General features: G+C 59.3%; 12 protein-coding genes. 7 read left to right on the forward strand and 5 right to left on the reverse strand.

What is annotated here, in order from left to right:
- The first annotated feature begins 121 nt into the window (after positions 1 to 121).
- Positions 122 to 1,192 carry an AI-2E family transporter gene (locus ACR0KX_RS07880; protein ID WP_480708219.1) on the forward strand — a complete coding sequence of 357 codons (1,071 nt, stop codon included), beginning with the start codon at positions 122 to 124 and terminating at the stop codon, positions 1,190 to 1,192.
- 2 nt (positions 1,193 to 1,194) lie between these two features.
- Here the strand turns inward: ACR0KX_RS07880 and ACR0KX_RS07885 are convergent, their stop codons facing one another.
- Positions 1,195 to 1,845, reverse strand: a complete 651-nt coding sequence (locus ACR0KX_RS07885) for a Crp/Fnr family transcriptional regulator (RefSeq protein WP_480708221.1) — start codon at positions 1,843 to 1,845, stop codon at positions 1,195 to 1,197.
- Positions 1,846 to 2,069: 224 nt separating this feature from the next.
- Here ACR0KX_RS07885 and ACR0KX_RS07890 point away from each other — a divergent pair, with 224 nt between their 5' ends.
- From ACR0KX_RS07890 to cls, 3 genes are all read left to right on the forward strand, one after another.
- A complete protein-coding gene (locus ACR0KX_RS07890; RefSeq protein WP_170450554.1) occupies positions 2,070 to 3,680 on the forward strand; it encodes an arylsulfatase in 1,611 nt (536 codons plus the stop codon).
- A 66-nt stretch (positions 3,681 to 3,746) separates the two neighbouring features.
- On the forward strand, positions 3,747 to 4,721 hold the full coding sequence (locus tag ACR0KX_RS07895) for an HAD family hydrolase (RefSeq protein WP_480708224.1): 975 nt from the start codon (positions 3,747 to 3,749) through the stop codon (positions 4,719 to 4,721).
- Between the two features lie 24 nt (positions 4,722 to 4,745).
- A complete protein-coding gene (cls, locus tag ACR0KX_RS07900) occupies positions 4,746 to 6,158 on the forward strand; it encodes a cardiolipin synthase (protein WP_170621837.1) in 1,413 nt (470 codons plus the stop codon).
- Here the strand turns inward: cls and ACR0KX_RS07905 are convergent.
- A complete protein-coding gene (locus ACR0KX_RS07905) occupies positions 6,155 to 6,589 on the reverse strand; it encodes a potassium channel family protein (RefSeq protein WP_170621838.1) in 435 nt (144 codons plus the stop codon). The genes cls and ACR0KX_RS07905 overlap by 4 nt on opposite strands.
- Positions 6,590 to 6,765: 176 nt before the next feature.
- Here ACR0KX_RS07905 and ACR0KX_RS07910 point away from each other — a divergent pair, with 176 nt between their 5' ends.
- Genes ACR0KX_RS07910 through ACR0KX_RS07920 form a run of 3 tightly spaced genes read left to right on the forward strand, consistent with a single transcriptional unit; the run spans position 6,766 to position 10,854 of the window.
- Complete coding sequence (locus ACR0KX_RS07910) at positions 6,766 to 7,413, forward strand: ABC transporter ATP-binding protein (protein WP_170621839.1); 648 nt, start codon at positions 6,766 to 6,768, stop codon at positions 7,411 to 7,413.
- On the forward strand, positions 7,410 to 9,824 hold the full coding sequence (locus tag ACR0KX_RS07915) for an ABC transporter permease (protein WP_170621840.1): 2,415 nt from the start codon (positions 7,410 to 7,412) through the stop codon (positions 9,822 to 9,824). The genes ACR0KX_RS07910 and ACR0KX_RS07915 overlap by 4 nt, the downstream gene beginning before the upstream one ends.
- Positions 9,814 to 10,854: a lipocalin-like domain-containing protein gene (locus ACR0KX_RS07920; RefSeq protein ID WP_170621841.1), complete on the forward strand. Its 1,041-nt coding sequence runs from the start codon at positions 9,814 to 9,816 to the stop codon at positions 10,852 to 10,854. The genes ACR0KX_RS07915 and ACR0KX_RS07920 overlap by 11 nt, the downstream gene beginning before the upstream one ends.
- A gap of 105 nt (positions 10,855 to 10,959) precedes the next feature.
- Here the strand turns inward: ACR0KX_RS07920 and ACR0KX_RS07925 are convergent, their stop codons facing one another.
- The 3 genes from ACR0KX_RS07925 to ACR0KX_RS07935 all read right to left on the reverse strand — a co-directional run bounded on the left by ACR0KX_RS07925 (position 10,960) and on the right by ACR0KX_RS07935 (position 15,071).
- The gene (locus ACR0KX_RS07925) at positions 10,960 to 11,391 is read right to left on the reverse strand and encodes a universal stress protein (RefSeq protein ID WP_170450539.1); all 432 of its coding nucleotides are present in this window, start codon (positions 11,389 to 11,391) and stop codon (positions 10,960 to 10,962) included.
- Positions 11,388 to 14,000, reverse strand: coding sequence for a TRAP transporter permease (locus tag ACR0KX_RS07930; protein ID WP_170621842.1), 2,613 nt, complete (start codon positions 13,998 to 14,000; stop codon positions 11,388 to 11,390). Before ACR0KX_RS07930 ends, ACR0KX_RS07925 begins: the two co-directional genes overlap by 4 nt.
- A gap of 102 nt (positions 14,001 to 14,102) precedes the next feature.
- Positions 14,103 to 15,071 (reverse strand): TAXI family TRAP transporter solute-binding subunit, encoded by a 969-nt coding sequence (locus tag ACR0KX_RS07935; protein ID WP_170450535.1) that lies wholly within the window; start codon positions 15,069 to 15,071, stop codon positions 14,103 to 14,105.
- Positions 15,072 to 15,111 lie beyond the last annotated feature (40 nt).

The following is a 15,111-nucleotide window of genomic DNA, read 5'->3' on the forward strand; positions in this document are numbered from 1 at the left end:
AAGTCGCAAATCCCGATATATAAATAACTGACTGCATTGCATAAACTTACCCGGCTGTGCAGGATCAGGACAACCCGACCCGCTTTGCATGCGCCCGCCCTATCATAGTTCAGGTTTGTGAATGACCCTTGATCCAAACAGCCCGAAAGATCGCTATCGCCCCAGCCTGTCCGTGGTACGCGACAGCTGTATCATCGCAGCGCTGGTTGTTTTGGGGCTGTATGCCGGATCCGCGTTTCTGATTCCGTTGACGATGGCCCTGTTGATCAATGTTCTGATCATCGCGCTCAGCGACCGGGTCATTGCAGTGACCCGCGCCCCCGTCTGGCTGGCCAATATTGCCGGGGTAACCGTGGTTTTGGCAGGTTTGTTCATGATCATGTATATTCTGGGCAGTCAGGCGACACAGTTCGCCCGCAGCATCAACACATATGAGACCCAGTTCGATGACGCGGTAAACCGCGTCGCGGGGCTGGTGGGCAGTGATGTCACAACCTTCATTCGGGACAATCTGGTCAGTATCGATATGTCTTATCTGGCGCGGCTGTTGTTGGGCAGCGCGACCTCGCTGCTGAATCAGTTCTTTCTGATCAGCCTCTATGTCGCATTCCTGATGGCCGAACGACTGGCCTTTCGCAAGAAAATCCAACTGGCCGCAGGCAACCCCGACACCGGCAAAGAGTTTTCTGCGATGCTGGACGCAATTTCATTTAGCCTGCAGCGCTATGTCGGGGTTAAAACCCTGATCAGCCTGATCACGGCGGGCATCAGTTACACCGTCTTCCGCATCCTCGGACTGGAGTATGCCGAGACTTGGGCGGTTCTGACCTTTGCGCTGAACTTCATCCCTTCAATAGGGTCGATTATTGCCGTGGTCTTCCCGGCCATGATCGCGCTTGTGCAATTCGTAAGCATCGGCCCGTTTCTGGTGGTGGTTCTGGGCTGCGGCACCATCCAGTTCCTGATCGGCAATTTCGTAGACCCGGCGATGCTGGGCCGGTCGCTGAACATGTCCACGTTTCTGGTCGTTCTGGCCCTGATGTTCTGGACCACCGTCTGGGGCCTTATCGGAGCGTTCCTGAGCGTGCCGTTAACCGTTTGCATCCTGATCGTATTCAGCCACATCCCCGCCTTGCGCCCGGTGGCCATCCTGATGTCGCTGGACGGGCGACTAGGGGATGATCAGCCCTGACCTCAGCTTTGGCAAAGCGCGATCAGAGCCGGGCGGTCCTGTAGCTTGAGGCGCCCATAGCCGCCAGCAATCAGGCCCTGTTTGATCAGCCGTTGCAGCGTCCGGTGCAGCGTCGGCGGGGATACGGCGATCATCGCGGCCAGTTCCTCTTGCGAGACCTGTAGCCAGCCATCGGCGTCTGCGGCAACCTCCTCAAGATGCAGCAACCGCAGGATCAGACGCTTTTCCGTACCCGTTACGCCAAGGTTGGCAATGATCCGCAGCGCTTTTTGCATGTTCTCATGCGACAACACATAGAAATCGCGCAGGTATTCCGGGTTTTGCTGCACCATCCTGTCCAGCATGGCCGACGGAAAAAACAAAGCTTCGGTGTGCTTTGTCGCGACCACCCCAACCAGTCGGTGCGCATTGGCAAACAGCGCCAGATCACCGACCCAGAACCCGCGCCCTTCCTGATGCAGAACGAACTCCTGCCCGTCATCCGCGGGGGTGGTCAGCCTAACACCGCCGTCCAACACGCCATGAATGCCGTCTGCCGGATCACCGTGGTTATACAGCGCTTCTCCGGCCTCATACCTGCGGTGTACGGCGCAGGCCATCAACGCCGTTCGGAACCCGGCAGACCGGGTTTGCAGCCAATTTGAATCTTGCAACGGCTTGAGATCAGGTGTGTTTTTTAACATCGGTATATTTGAAAATCATCATGTGATAAGTTTTGGCCCATGCTGTTGGCCTAATTTGGTGCCAAGCGATTCCTGCGCAAGCTGGGCTTGAACAGGACGTTTACAGCTATCCGCAGAGTAGTCGATCCGGCTCTCGACGTTAAAGCACAAAAAATTCTCTCGGGCGGTTCTGCCCGCAAATTCAGGAGCAAGACATGCGACCTTCTATTCAATTGGTGGAACACTGGCGTACTGGGATACGCCGCGCAGCCGTCGGTGCGCTTTCGGTGCTTTTGGCCCTGCCCGCCTGGGCGCAGGATCAAAAGCCAAACATTCTGGTCATCTGGGGTGACGATATCGGTCAATCCAATATCTCGGCCTATACGATGGGCCTGATGGGGTATCGCACACCCAATATCGACCGTGTCGCCAAGGAAGGGATGATCTTTACGGATTACTATGGCGAGCAGTCCTGCACCGCCGGGCGGTCGTCATACATCATGGGGCAATCGGTTTTCCGCACCGGCCTGTCCAAGGTTGGTCTGCCCGGCGCGAAAGAAGGCATGCAGGTCGAAGATCCTACCATTGCCGGCCTTTTGAAAGACCATGGCTATGTCACCGGTCAGTTCGGCAAGAACCATCTGGGTGACCGGGATGAACATCTGCCCACAAACCACGGATTTGATGAGTTTTTCGGCAATCTCTACCACCTGAACGCCGAAGAAGAACCCGAACACGAAGACTATCCCGGTGACGCGATCCTGCCTGACGGACGCACCTTCCGCGAAGCCTATGGTCCGCGCGGCGTAATCCGCTCCTCCGCCGGGGGCGAGATTCAGGACACAGGTCCCCTGACCCGCAAACGGATGGAGACGGTGGACGAGGAAACGCTGGAAGCCGCTGTTGAGTTCATTCGCGAAGCCAACGCCAACGGGACGCCGTTCTATGTCTGGTGGAACGGGACGCGGATGCACTTCCGCACCCATGTGAAAGACGAGATGCGGCAGCAGGCCAATGAGATCTTTGGCGGTCCGGCGGACGAATACACCGCTGGCATGATCGAACATGACATGCATGTTGGCCAGTTGCTTGACCTGTTGGACGAACTGGGCATCGCCGACAACACCATCGTGCATTACTCGACCGACAACGGACCACACTACAACACCTGGCCCGACGCGGCCTCGACCCCGTTCTGGGGTGAGAAGAACACCAACTGGGAAGGCGGCTGGCGCGTGCCTTCGATGGTGCGCTGGCCCGGACAGATCGAGGCCGGTTCCGTCAACAACGAAATCGTGCATCACATGGACTGGCTGCCGACCTACCTGGCCGTTGCCGGTGACCCCGAGATCAAGGACAAGCTGAAAGCAGGCTATTCCTCGCCCGCGATGGGCCGAGACTACAAAGTGCATCTGGATGGCTACAACATCCTGCCCCTGCTGACTGGTGAGACCACAGAAAGCCCCCGTCGCGAGATCTTTTACTTCACCGACGATGGCGATCTGTCGGCGTTGCGCTTTGACGACTGGAAACTGATCTTCCTTGAGCAGAAAGCATGGGCAACCTTCCGTGCGTGGATGGAGCCGTTCACCGAACTGCGCGTGCCGATCATCGTCAACCTGCGCCGCGACCCGTACGAGCGTGGCTATCGCACCTCGAACACCTATTACGACTGGATCCTCGACCGGGCGTATTTCCTGGTGCCGGCGCAGCAATATGTGGGCAACTTCCTGAGCACCTTCCAGGAATTCCCACCACGCCAGAAAGCCGCCAGCTTCAGCCTGGATCAGGTGATGGAAAAGCTCAGCACACCGACAGGCAATTAAGTTCGCTTGCCACTCAGGGGGCCGCCGATGATGGCGGCCCTTCCTTTATTGAACGGAGTAATTCTCATGCTGCGATTGACCGCTGTTGTGTCCGCGCTTGCCCTGCCCCTGATGGCACAGGCTGACCCGCTGCCAAGCTGGCAGGATACCGATGCCCGCACCCGGATTATCAACTTTGTCGAGGGCGTGACCGATCCGGATGGCCCCGCCTATGTCACCCCATCCGACCGGATTGCCGTGTTCGACAATGACGGCACACTTTGGGCAGAACAGCCCGTCTATTTTCAGTTCATTTTTGCCATGGATCGCCTTGCGGACATGGCCGAGCAGGATCCGTCGATCCTGACAACGCCTGCCCTGAAGGCCGCCGCCGAAGGCGATCTGGCCACGATCCTGCAAGGCGGTCATGACGCGCTGATCGAGGTCGTCAATGCCTCGCATTCCGGCACCAGCGTTACCGAGTTTCAGGCCGCCGTGGCCCAATGGCTGGAAACGGCGCGCCACCCGGATACTGACTTGCCTTACGATCAAATGACCTATCAGCCGATGGTCGAGCTGCTGCGTTATCTGCGTGACGAAAGGTTCACCACCTATATCGTCTCCGGCGGCGGCATCCATTTCATGCGGGTCTTTGCCGAAGATGCCTATGGCATTCCCCCTCATCAGGTGTTGGGCACCTACGGCAATACCAGTTTCGACCATGTCGATGGCGTGCCCACCGTGGTCAAGACGCCGGGCATCGCTTTCATTGATGACAAGGAAGGAAAGCCGATCAATATCGAACGCACCATCGGCAAGCGACCGATCCTTGCGGGTGGAAACTCGGACGGGGATTTCGCGATGATGGAGTGGGTTACCGCAGGCGAAGGGCCCAGATTGGGTGTCCTGATTCATCACACGGATGCAGACCGCGAATGGGCTTATGACCGCGAAAGCCCAATTGGCAAGCTGGTCGATGGGTTGGCCAAAGGCCCAGATATGGGATGGGTGATCGTGGATATGGCGCAGGACTGGTCTCGCGTCTACACTGGGGCGAACTAAAAACCACCCGGATCCTGGAACCTTATGTGGACACTGCTTGTTTCGACCGCCGTTTTTGCCCTGTACGTAACGGCGGTCGTGTTTTCCGTTCGCGCCGCGCAGACCGCCCGAACCCCGCAAGGTGCGGTGGGTTGGGTGGTCTTTCTGGTCTCGGCCCCGTTCTTTGCGGTGCCTATGTACCTGTTTCTGGGCCACCACCGGTTTCGCGGCTATCGCATCGCACGACAGGAAAGCGAGCGTGTGGTCGAAGGCATCAAAAGCTTTGCGGATTATTCCAAGCCCGACCCGTCCACGATGTCGATCAACCCCCGCCCGTTCGAGTTTCTGGCGCACCTCCCGGTGTCGCGCGGCAACGGGGCCGAGTTGCTGATCGACGGGCAAGCCACGTTTGATGCGATCTTTGACGCCATCGATGCGGCCAAAAACTACATCCTAATCCAGTTCTACATCGTACGCGCCGATGATCTGGGTCTGAAACTGCAGCAAAAGCTGATCGCTGCCGCAAAACGCGGCGTGCATGTCCGGTTCATGACCGATGCTGTGGGCAGTTACGGGCTGCCGACCGAGTATCTTGAGACCATGCAGACTGCCGGGATCGACGTTGCCAATCCCAAAGATCAGCGCGGGCCGAATTTCCGTTTCCAACTCAACTACCGCAACCACCGCAAGACCGTGGTGATCGACGGCGAGATCGGGTTTATCGGCGGGCATAATGTCGGGGTCGAGTATCTTGGCCAAAGCAAGCATTTTGGCCATTGGCGCGACACGCATATCAAGATGACCGGGCATATCGTCCGGCAGCTGCAACTTATCTTCACCGAGGATTGGCATTGGGCCCGCGACGAAGACCTGATCGACGAAGTGGATTGGGCCGGAACCGAGTCCGAGCAGGATATGAACGCCCTGCTGGTCGCAACCGGGCCCGGAGACGATACCGAAACCGGGGCGATGCTGTTCTTTTCCGCCATCGCCGAGGCGAAGGAACGGCTGTGGATCGCCTCACCCTACTTCGTGCCCGATATCGACATCATGACCGCCCTGCAACACGCGGCGATGCGTGCCGTCGATGTGCGAATCCTGGTACCCGACATGATCGATCACCGCCTGCCCTGGCTGGCCGCTTTCGCCTATTTCGATGAGGTTCGCGACTGCGGCGCGCGGGTGTTTCGTTATACCGACGGGTTCATGCACCAGAAGGTGTTTGTCGTTGATGACACGCTGGCCGCGGTTGGAACAACAAATCTGGACAACCGTTCCTTCCGCCTGAATTTTGAAGCGATGGCCCTGTTCTTCGATCAAAGGGCAACGCAAGCCGTTGAACGGATGCTGCTGGCGGATTTCGAGAACTGCTATGAACTCACCCGGTCTTTGCAACAACAACCGGCCCATATCCGGTTCGGGGCACCGCTGGCCCGGCTGTTTGCGCCCATCCTTTAGGAAAAGAACCGTTCCTGAAACACGCGGGTCATCAGGGCCACCATATAGGCGGTGGACAGGCCAAAGGCCAAAAGCCCCGCGACTGACGCGAACGAGCCGAAAATTCGCAACGCCTCGCCCAAAACGATGTCGCCATAGCCCAGCGTGGTGAATGTGACCAACGAGAAATAAAGGGCCGTGTTCCAGTCGGGCAGTACCTCAAGCAGGACCCAAACAACCGCCCAGATCCAGACCTGAATGGTGTGTGTCAGGACAATGAACACCAAAGCCACTGCAATCGGTGCAGCAGTCGCCAGAAAAAGCCCGCTTTTGGACCATTTCGGCTCCATCCTCATGATGACGATTGTGCACCAGGTCAGCAAAAAGATCTCGACCACAAAGCAGAGCCCCAGAAAGGCACTGCCCCATACAATCTGGTGCAGCAAGCTCATGTTTTTTCACCCTGAATTGCAGCCATGACTCTGTCAGCCAGAATGGCCCGTGCCGCGCCTTGGCACAAGCCCGGTTGGCGGATTTTGCCCCTGCGGCGAAACGCACCGGGGGTCGGTCTGCACTGGACATAGGTCAAAACTGTTGCACATCCTGCTGGGAAAAAGTGGGTCGGTCGATGCTGTTGACAATAGACAAGGTGCAGAAATCCTATCCCGGCGGGCGGCCGGTGCTGCGCGACGTGTCGCTGGAACTGGATCAGGGGCAGACGCTGGCGCTGACCGGAGAAAGCGGCAGCGGCAAATCCACTCTGCTGAACCTCGCAGCCGCTTTGGATCGGTTCGACGGGGGCGAGATCACGCTGAACGGAGCGCGCCTGTCCTCGCTGGATGATGCTGGACGGGCCGACCTGCGCCGCCGTCATGTTTCGTTGGTGTTTCAGCAGTTTAACCTGATCCCGTCGCTGACGGTTGCACAGAACCTCTCGTTCCACGCCCGGCTGGCCGGGTGCCATGATCCCGACTGGAGCGCCCATCTGGCGGACAGGTTGGGATTGTCCGATCTTCTGGATCGCTTCCCCGAGAACCTGTCCGGCGGGCAACAACAACGGGTCGCCATTGGCCGTGCCATGGGTGCGCGCCCGAAACTGTTGCTGGCAGATGAACCCACGGGCAATCTGGATGAAACCGCCAGCGCCACTGTGTTGGACCTGATGCTGTCGCTTGTCGCGGATACAGGCGCGGCGCTGCTGCTGGTCACCCATTCCGCCGAAATTGCTGCGCGGCTAGAACGGCGCGTGCATCTGGCCGGTGGCCGGATCCAATGACGCGACCGGTCATACAAGCGTTGCTGTCCCATTGGCGCGCGCACTGGCTGCAACTTGCGACATTGCTGATCGGGATCGCCTTGGCCACCGGTCTGTGGTCTGCGGTGCAGGCGATCAATGCCGAAGCGCGCGCCAGCTATGCCCGCGCAAACGCACAACTGGCACTTGGTCAGTTCGATGAACTGCGCGATCCCACAGGTCCCATCCCCGTTGCGCGTTATGCCCAACTGCGTCAGGCCGGTTGGCAGGTTGCAGCTGTGCTCGAGGGTACTTTCCGTGTCGGGGGGCGGACAATACGCCTGATGGGCGTGGATATGGTGGCCTACCCGGCCCTGCCCGCCGTGACCGAGACCGAACAGGGCGCCGACCCACCCAACCCAGCGGATATATTGACCGCTCCTGGGCGTCTCATAGTGCATCCCGATCTTGCACCTGTTCTGGAACCGGTGAGCGATCTGCCGCCCATTCTGCTGTCCCGGTCCCTGCCCCCGGATGTCATTCTGACCGACATTGGCGTGGCCGAGACTCTGCTGGGTCAACCCAGTACGATCTCGCGCCTTGTCGTTCTGCCAAACCAGCCGCGCGGGCGGTTGCCACTGTCGGATGTCGCACCGGAACTGCAACAGATCAGCCCGGATTCGCAGGTCGATACCGCGCAACTGACCGACAGCTTCCACCTGAACCTGACCGCCTTTGGACTGCTGTCCTTCGCTGTCGGCCTGTTCATCGTAAATGGCACGGTCGGGCTGGCTTTTGCCCAACGGCGCGGGGTGATCCGAACGTTGCGCGCCCTGGGTGTTTCGATGCGGCGGCTGGTCTGGCTGATCCTGGCCGAGTTGACCCTGCTGGCCTGTATCGGCGGCGCACTGGGGCTGATCCTGGGATTCTTTCTGGCAGGCGCGCTGCTGCCCGACGTGGCCGCAACATTGCGCGGGCTATACGGCGCACCTGTGACGGGACAGTTGACCCTGCAACCCGAATGGGCGCTTGCGGGGCTGGCCATGGCGCTGCTGGGCACCTTGGGGGCCAGCGGTCATGCGTTGTGGCGCTTGGCCCGGATGCCACTGCTTGAAGGACCCGGCGTGCAGGCCTGGAGCAGCTCGGGACAGACACACCGATTGGCTGGGATCATCGGTGTGTGTCTGATTGTCGGCGGTACTCTTTTCTATACCAGCCTCGGTGGCCTGCTTGCCGGGTTTGTCTTGCTCGCCGGATTGTTGACCGGGGCCGCCCTGTTGCTGCCACTGCTTCTGTCCTTCGCCCTATCGGTAGGTGCTAAACAAGCGCGCGGCCCTGTATCGCAATGGATCTGGGCCGATATGCGGGCGCAATTGCCGGGGCTTTCTCTGGCACTGATGGCCCTGCTGCTGGCGCTGGCTGCAAATATCGGCGTTGGCACCATGGTCTCCAGCTTCCGGCTGACCTTCATCGGATGGCTCGATCAACGCCTGACCGCCGAAATTTATGTAACCGCCAAGGACGACCAGCAAGCCAGCGAGATGGCCGAATGGCTGGCCCCTCAGGTCAATGCACTCCTGCCGATCCGCAGTGTCGAGTTGCCTCACACCACCGGGCCTTTGTTCTTGTATGGGGTCGTAGACGATCCGGTCTACCGGGATAACTGGCCATTGATTGCCCGATCCAATGGCGATTGGAACAGGGTGATGGCGGGTGAGGCCATTTTGATCAACGAGCAACTGGCCCGCCGCGCGCAGCTTTGGCCGGGGGATGTTTTGACGATCGCGCCGGACCATCAAATGCCAATCGCGGGCGTCTATTCCGACTATGGCAACCCCACCGGTCAGGCGATTGTGTCCATGACCAAACTGGATCAGATCGCGCCGGGGACAGACGCAAGACGCTTTGGTATACGTATGGACCCGGGCGCAGCGACTGAGATGGCGCAATCCCTACGCGCGCGTTTCGATCTGCCGCCCCGAAACGTGGTGCAGCAGGCCGCGATGAAGGCGCAATCGCGGACGATTTTTGAGAAGACCTTTGTCGTGACCTCCGCACTCAACATCCTGACACTTGGGGTCGCCGGGTTCGCCATTTTAACCAGCCTTCTGACCCTATGGACCCAGCGCCTGCCTCAGATCGCGCCGGTTTGGGCCTTGGGTCTGAATCGCGCAGAACTGGCGAAATTCGAGCTGTTGCGCAGTGTTCTACTGGCGGCGTTGACGGCCTGTCTTGCGCTGCCGCTGGGGCTGGTTCTGGCCTGGGTCCTGCTTGCTGTCATTAATGTACAGGCATTCGGCTGGCGCCTGCCGATGTACCTGTTCCCATGGGATTGGCTGTATTTATTCGCACTCACGCTGCTGGCTGCCTTGATCGCAGCCGCCCTGCCCGCACTGCGCCTGTTACGCCTGCCACCGGCAAACTTACTGAGGGTTTTTGCCAATGAACGTTAGAGCCTTAATCCTGGCCCTCCTCTTCTGCCTGCCGGTTTCCGCGTTGGCGCAGGGCTATGCGGGTCTGGGTGGCTCGGCAGATGGGTTCGACGTGCCTCAACCAGACGTTCAGTTCGTCTTTCCCAAAGATCACGGCGCGCATCCCAGCTATCGCATCGAATGGTGGTACCTGACGGCCAACCTGAAGGGGGAAGACGGGCGCGACTATGGCATTCAGTGGACGCTGTTCCGATCTGCCCTAAAGCCCTTTGACACCGACGGCTGGCAAAGCCCGCAAATCTGGATGGGTCACGCAGCAATCACCACGCCCGAGCGCCATTACTTCGCCGAACGCCTGTCCCGCGGTGGCATCGGTCAGGCCGGAGTGTCGGCCCAACCCTTTGCCGCATGGATCGACGAATGGCGCATGAGCGGGCCGGATTTCGACTCGCTGTCGCTGACCGCGAATGGAGCGGATTTCGGCTATACCCTGTCCCTGAACGCTCAAGGTCCGTTGGTCTTTCACGGAGACGGCGGATATTCCGTGAAATCCGCAGACGGTCAGGCGAGCTATTACTACTCCCAACCCTTCTACGCCATCGAAGGCACCCTACATTTGCCGGACGGAGACATCGCCGTCACCGGTCATGCCTGGCTGGATCGCGAGTGGTCGTCGCAGCCCTTGGCCGAGGATCAAAGCGGGTGGGACTGGTTCTCGCTCAGCTTCGATGATGGTGACAAGCTGATGGCGTTTCGCCTGCGCGGAGCACGGGGTGATTTCACGGCGGCCACGTGGATCAATGCGGATGGCAGCAGCCAGACACTGCCTGATGGATCGGCCCAGTTCACACCACTTGAAACCGCACGCGTTGCGGGTCGGGATGTGCCAATTCGATGGAACGTCACCCTGCCTGACCGCGACATAAACGTCGAGGTTTCGGCCCTGATCCCTGACGCCTGGATGACGACGCGATTTGAATATTGGGAAGGCCCTGTCACGGTCTCAGGCAGCCACGCAGGGCGCGGCTACCTTGAGATGACCGGGTATTAAAGCGTGCGACCTTAATTCTGAGACAGGAATACCCTGCCACGCCTACGGCGCTCTCGGGCTATTCCTGTCGCATGATACTTCAGCTCAAAGGTCGCACACTCTGGATCAGCGGACGACGTAGACCGAAACCGCCGCGTGCCGCACTACGCGCGCAGCGTTGGGGCCCAGCAGGTAATCCTTGAAATCCGGCTTGTGCGCCCCTATCACGATCAGGTCCGACCCGGCGCTGTCGGCGGTTTTCAGGATTTCCTGATAGGCCGTACCAGTTGCAACCACATGACGGATCGAGGCATTGCGGTCCGAGCCCAACGCCGAGACGCACAGCGCGGTCAGTTTGTTATGGGCCTCTTCCAATGCCTTGTCGTGGAAGTCGGGCTCGAAAAAGCCCGACACCCAGCTTTCCCCGAAATCGGGCAGAACTGTCACCACATCCAACTGGGCCCCATCCAAATCCGCCAACGCTGCGGCCTGTTTCAGGACCGGGCTGTCCAGATCTCCGTTACTGATATCGACGGCGCAAAGAACTGACTTTGTCATGCGGGCACCTCTTCTTGTCTGGCGGCACGGCCACGTTGCAGGAAGGCGATCAGACCCAGCAAGAGCATCGCCGGAAGGTAGATCAATTGCTTGGGCGGTTGGCTGGACGGCAGGCTGACCGAGGTCAAGCGCACGGCCTCATCCCCGTAATAGTCGAAGATGCCAAGCTCATCCGCGACCGGCGCGCCAAACAGCGGCTCTTCCAGTTTGATCAGCCCGTCTTCGGGGATCAGCAGCAGACCCATCGCCTCGACCCGGGCCGCTCCGCCCTCTTCTTCACCCACAGTGACGACGACCGTCGTGTCGACCATCTCCAACGTGTCGAAATCGGGGCCGGACACGACCAGTCGCACCTCGGACCCTGGTGGCGTCTGCCCGATCGTTTCTTCAAACGCGGCAGGTTCCACCGACTGGAAAGGAGGTGAGATCCGGTCCATGAAGAAATCCGGTCGGAACAGCGCAAAGGCGACAAAGATCAGCGCAACGCTTTCGTAAATCCGGCTGTGAGTCAGAAAATAGCCCATGGTTCCGGCGGTGAAGACCAGAATGGCGATGGTCGCGAAGATGGCGACGATTATGCCTTCGACCCATGTCACATCGATCAGCAGCAAGTCGGTGTTGAAGATGAACACAAACGGCAGCGCCACGGTGCGCAAGCTGTAGAAAAACGCTGTGAAACCGGTCTTGATCGCATCACCACCGGACACGGCAGCCGCCGCGAAACTGGCCAACCCGACCGGAGGCGTCACATCCGCCATGATCCCAAAGTAGAACACGAACAGGTGCACCGCGATCAGCGGCACGATCAGCCCGCTTTGCGCGCCCAGTTCCACAACCACACCGGCCATTAGCGAACTGACAACGATATAGTTCGCCGTGGTCGGCAGGCCCATGCCCAGGATCAGGCTGAGGATACCGACCATGATCAGCATCAGGATCAGGTTGCCGCCCGACAGGAACTCGACCAGATCGGCCATCACTTGGCCCACGCCAGTCAGGGTCACGGTGCCCACGATCACGCCCGCCGTGGCCGTGGCCAAGGCGATCCCGATCATGTTGCGCGCACCATCGATCAGGCCCTGCCACAGATCGGCAACACCATCGATAAAGCGATTGTACACATTGCTTTCACCGCGGAAGATCGCCTTGAGCGGCTTCTGCGTCAGCAGGATCACGAACAGCAAAGCAGTCGCCCAGAAGGCTGACAGGCCCGGCGATTTCTGCTCGATCATCAGGAAATAGACCAGCACGATGATCGGCAGAAGGTAGTGCAGACCGGCCTTGTAGATGTCTGCGATGACGGGCAGTTGCACCTCTTTGGCGTTCGGATCATCCGGTTCAAGATCTGGCACCTGAGCGGCCAGATACAAAAGCGCGACATAGACCGCACAGACAATCAGGCTGAGCACCAGACCGGCCGCCGACGGCACCCATGCGGTCACTGCATCGACCGGGAATTGCGAGCCATAGCAGAGCCCCGCAAAGACGATGAAGAAAGACAACATCCCCACAACGGTCCGCGCCAGATGCACGTCACGGTCGCCCAGCGTAGGCATGTTCCGCTTCACGGCCTCAAGATGCACGATATAGACCAGTGCGATGTAGGAGATCGCCGCAGGCAGGAAGGCGTGGGTGATCACCTCGACATACGAGATGCCCACATATTCCACCATCAGGAAGGCCGCAGCACCCATTACGGGTGGCATGATCTGACCGTTCACGGATGAGGCCACCTCGACCGACCCGGCCTGTTCGCTGCTGAACCCAACGCGCTTCATCAGCGGGATGGTAAATGTACCAGTGGTGACAACGTTGGCGATCGACGAGCCCGAGATCAGACCGGTCGCTGCCGAACCAACAACCGCTGCTTTGGCCGGACCACCGCGCAGGTGGCCGAGCGCGCCAAAGGCCATTTTGATAAAGTAGTTCCCTGCCCCGGCCTTATCCAGCAACGCGCCGAACAGCACGAACAGGAACACGAATTTGGTCGAAACCCCAAGCGCGATGCCAAACACGCCCTCGGACGTGATCCACATATGGCTCATCGCCTTTTTCAGGCTGGCACCCTTCCAGCGGATAACCTCGGGCACCCATTCGGACGAGCCGAAGAACACATAGGCCAGAAAGATCGTCGCGATGATCGCCATTGCGGGGCCAAGCGCACGGCGCGCCGCCTCGAACAGCAACAGCAAACCGCCCAGAGCGACCCATTTGTCCGTATCATCGGCCAAACCGCCCGCATCGACGATCTTTTGATAGAAGAAATAGCCGTACAGCGCCACAAACGCGCCCAGCAGGCCCATGATCCAGTCCTGAACCGGAATATAGTTCCGAGGGCTGGACTTCAGCGCCGGATAGGCCGCAAAGGCCAGAAACATGGCAAAGGCCAGATGGAACTGCCGCGAATTGTTCACGATACTGCCAGGCAATATGTAATTTGCCAGCGGCGAGGCCAGAACCACCTGAAAGATCGACCAGATCGCTGCCACAATGGCCAGGAATATCCCGACATTACCGACCGGGTTGCGCCCACCCGCGTCGGAGGAAGCAACTAATTCCTGTAGCTCTTCTTCGGAAAGCGGACGATTGGATTGTGTGTCGGAACTCATGCAAATGTCTCCCCGTCGCGGCCTTTTGCGGCCTTCTGAATCACCCGTTTGCTACGGGTTTGGGTGGCAGGGTGCCCGTGGGCACCCTGCTTTGGGTCCGGATTACTGAATCCAGCCTTTTTCTTTGTAGTACTTCTCGGCACCCGGATGCAGCGGGGCCGACAGGCCGTCCGCGATCATCTCTTCGGGCTTGAGGTTGGCGAATGCCGGGTGCAGCTTTTTGAAGTCATCGAAGTTCTCGAAGACCGAGCTGACAACCGCATAAACCGCGTCTTCCGACACATCTGCCGAGGTCACGAAGGTTGCGCCGACACCAAAGGTTGCGGTGTCACCGTCCGATCCGCGATACATACCGCCCGGGATGGTCGCGGTCCGGTAGAACGAGTTGTCGTCGACCAGCTTGCTGACCGCGTCACCGCTGACGTTCACCAGAACGGAATCGCAGGCTGTGGTTGCTTCCTGAATCGAACCCGAGGGGTGGCCGACGGTATAGACCATCGCATCGATCTGGTTGTCGCACAGGGCCGCCGACTGTTCAGCCGCCTTCAACTCGGTCGCCAGTTCGAAATCATCGGTGGTCCAGCCCATTTCGCCGAGCAGCACCTCCATAGTGCCGCGCTGACCGGAACCGGGGTTGCCGATATTGACGCGCTTGCCTTTCAGGTCCTCGAAGTTGGTGATGCCGGCATCGGCACGGGCCACAACGGTGAACGGCTCGGGGTGAACCGAGAAGACCGCGCGCAGGTTTTCGAACGGACCAGCCTCTTCGAATTTCGAAGAGCCGTTATAGGCATGGTACTGCCAGTCGGACTGCGCCACACCGAACTCCAGCTCGCCCTCGCGGATGGTGTTGATGTTGTAGACCGATCCGCCGGTCGATTCGACCGAGCAGCGCACGCCATGTTCCTTGCGGCCCTTGTTCACCAGACGGCAGATCGCGCCACCGGTCGGATAGTAAACTCCGGTCACGCCGCCGGTACCGATTGTGATGAACTCTTCGGCATAGGCTGCCGGTGCCATCATCGCCGCGGTGACAAATGCGCCGAGGCTAAGCTTGCTGCTGTTTTTCATGTAAGAACTCCCATTTTTTATTGTGTGAGCGGGAAAGAAC

Source organism: Ruegeria sp. BG5, assembly GCF_056538425.1.

What these genes read in the sequence shown, in the direction of transcription:
- ACR0KX_RS07915 (WP_170621840.1), top strand. Translation starts at nt 7,410, where the DNA reads ATGACGCGACCGGTCATACAAGCGTTGCTGTCCCATTGGCGCGCGCAC.
- ACR0KX_RS07930 (WP_170621842.1), bottom strand. Translation starts at nt 14,000, where the DNA reads ATGAGTTCCGACACACAATCCAATCGTCCGCTTTCCGAAGAAGAGCTA.
- ACR0KX_RS07935 (WP_170450535.1), bottom strand. Translation starts at nt 15,071, where the DNA reads ATGAAAAACAGCAGCAAGCTTAGCCTCGGCGCATTTGTCACCGCGGCG.
- ACR0KX_RS07925 (WP_170450539.1), bottom strand. Translation starts at nt 11,391, where the DNA reads ATGACAAAGTCAGTTCTTTGCGCCGTCGATATCAGTAACGGAGATCTG.
- ACR0KX_RS07920 (WP_170621841.1), top strand. Translation starts at nt 9,814, where the DNA reads ATGAACGTTAGAGCCTTAATCCTGGCCCTCCTCTTCTGCCTGCCGGTT.
- ACR0KX_RS07905 (WP_170621838.1), bottom strand. Translation starts at nt 6,589, where the DNA reads ATGAGCTTGCTGCACCAGATTGTATGGGGCAGTGCCTTTCTGGGGCTC.
- ACR0KX_RS07880 (WP_480708219.1), top strand. Translation starts at nt 122, where the DNA reads ATGACCCTTGATCCAAACAGCCCGAAAGATCGCTATCGCCCCAGCCTG.
- ACR0KX_RS07895 (WP_480708224.1), top strand. Translation starts at nt 3,747, where the DNA reads ATGCTGCGATTGACCGCTGTTGTGTCCGCGCTTGCCCTGCCCCTGATG.
- ACR0KX_RS07890 (WP_170450554.1), top strand. Translation starts at nt 2,070, where the DNA reads ATGCGACCTTCTATTCAATTGGTGGAACACTGGCGTACTGGGATACGC.
- cls (WP_170621837.1), top strand. Translation starts at nt 4,746, where the DNA reads ATGTGGACACTGCTTGTTTCGACCGCCGTTTTTGCCCTGTACGTAACG.
- ACR0KX_RS07910 (WP_170621839.1), top strand. Translation starts at nt 6,766, where the DNA reads ATGCTGTTGACAATAGACAAGGTGCAGAAATCCTATCCCGGCGGGCGG.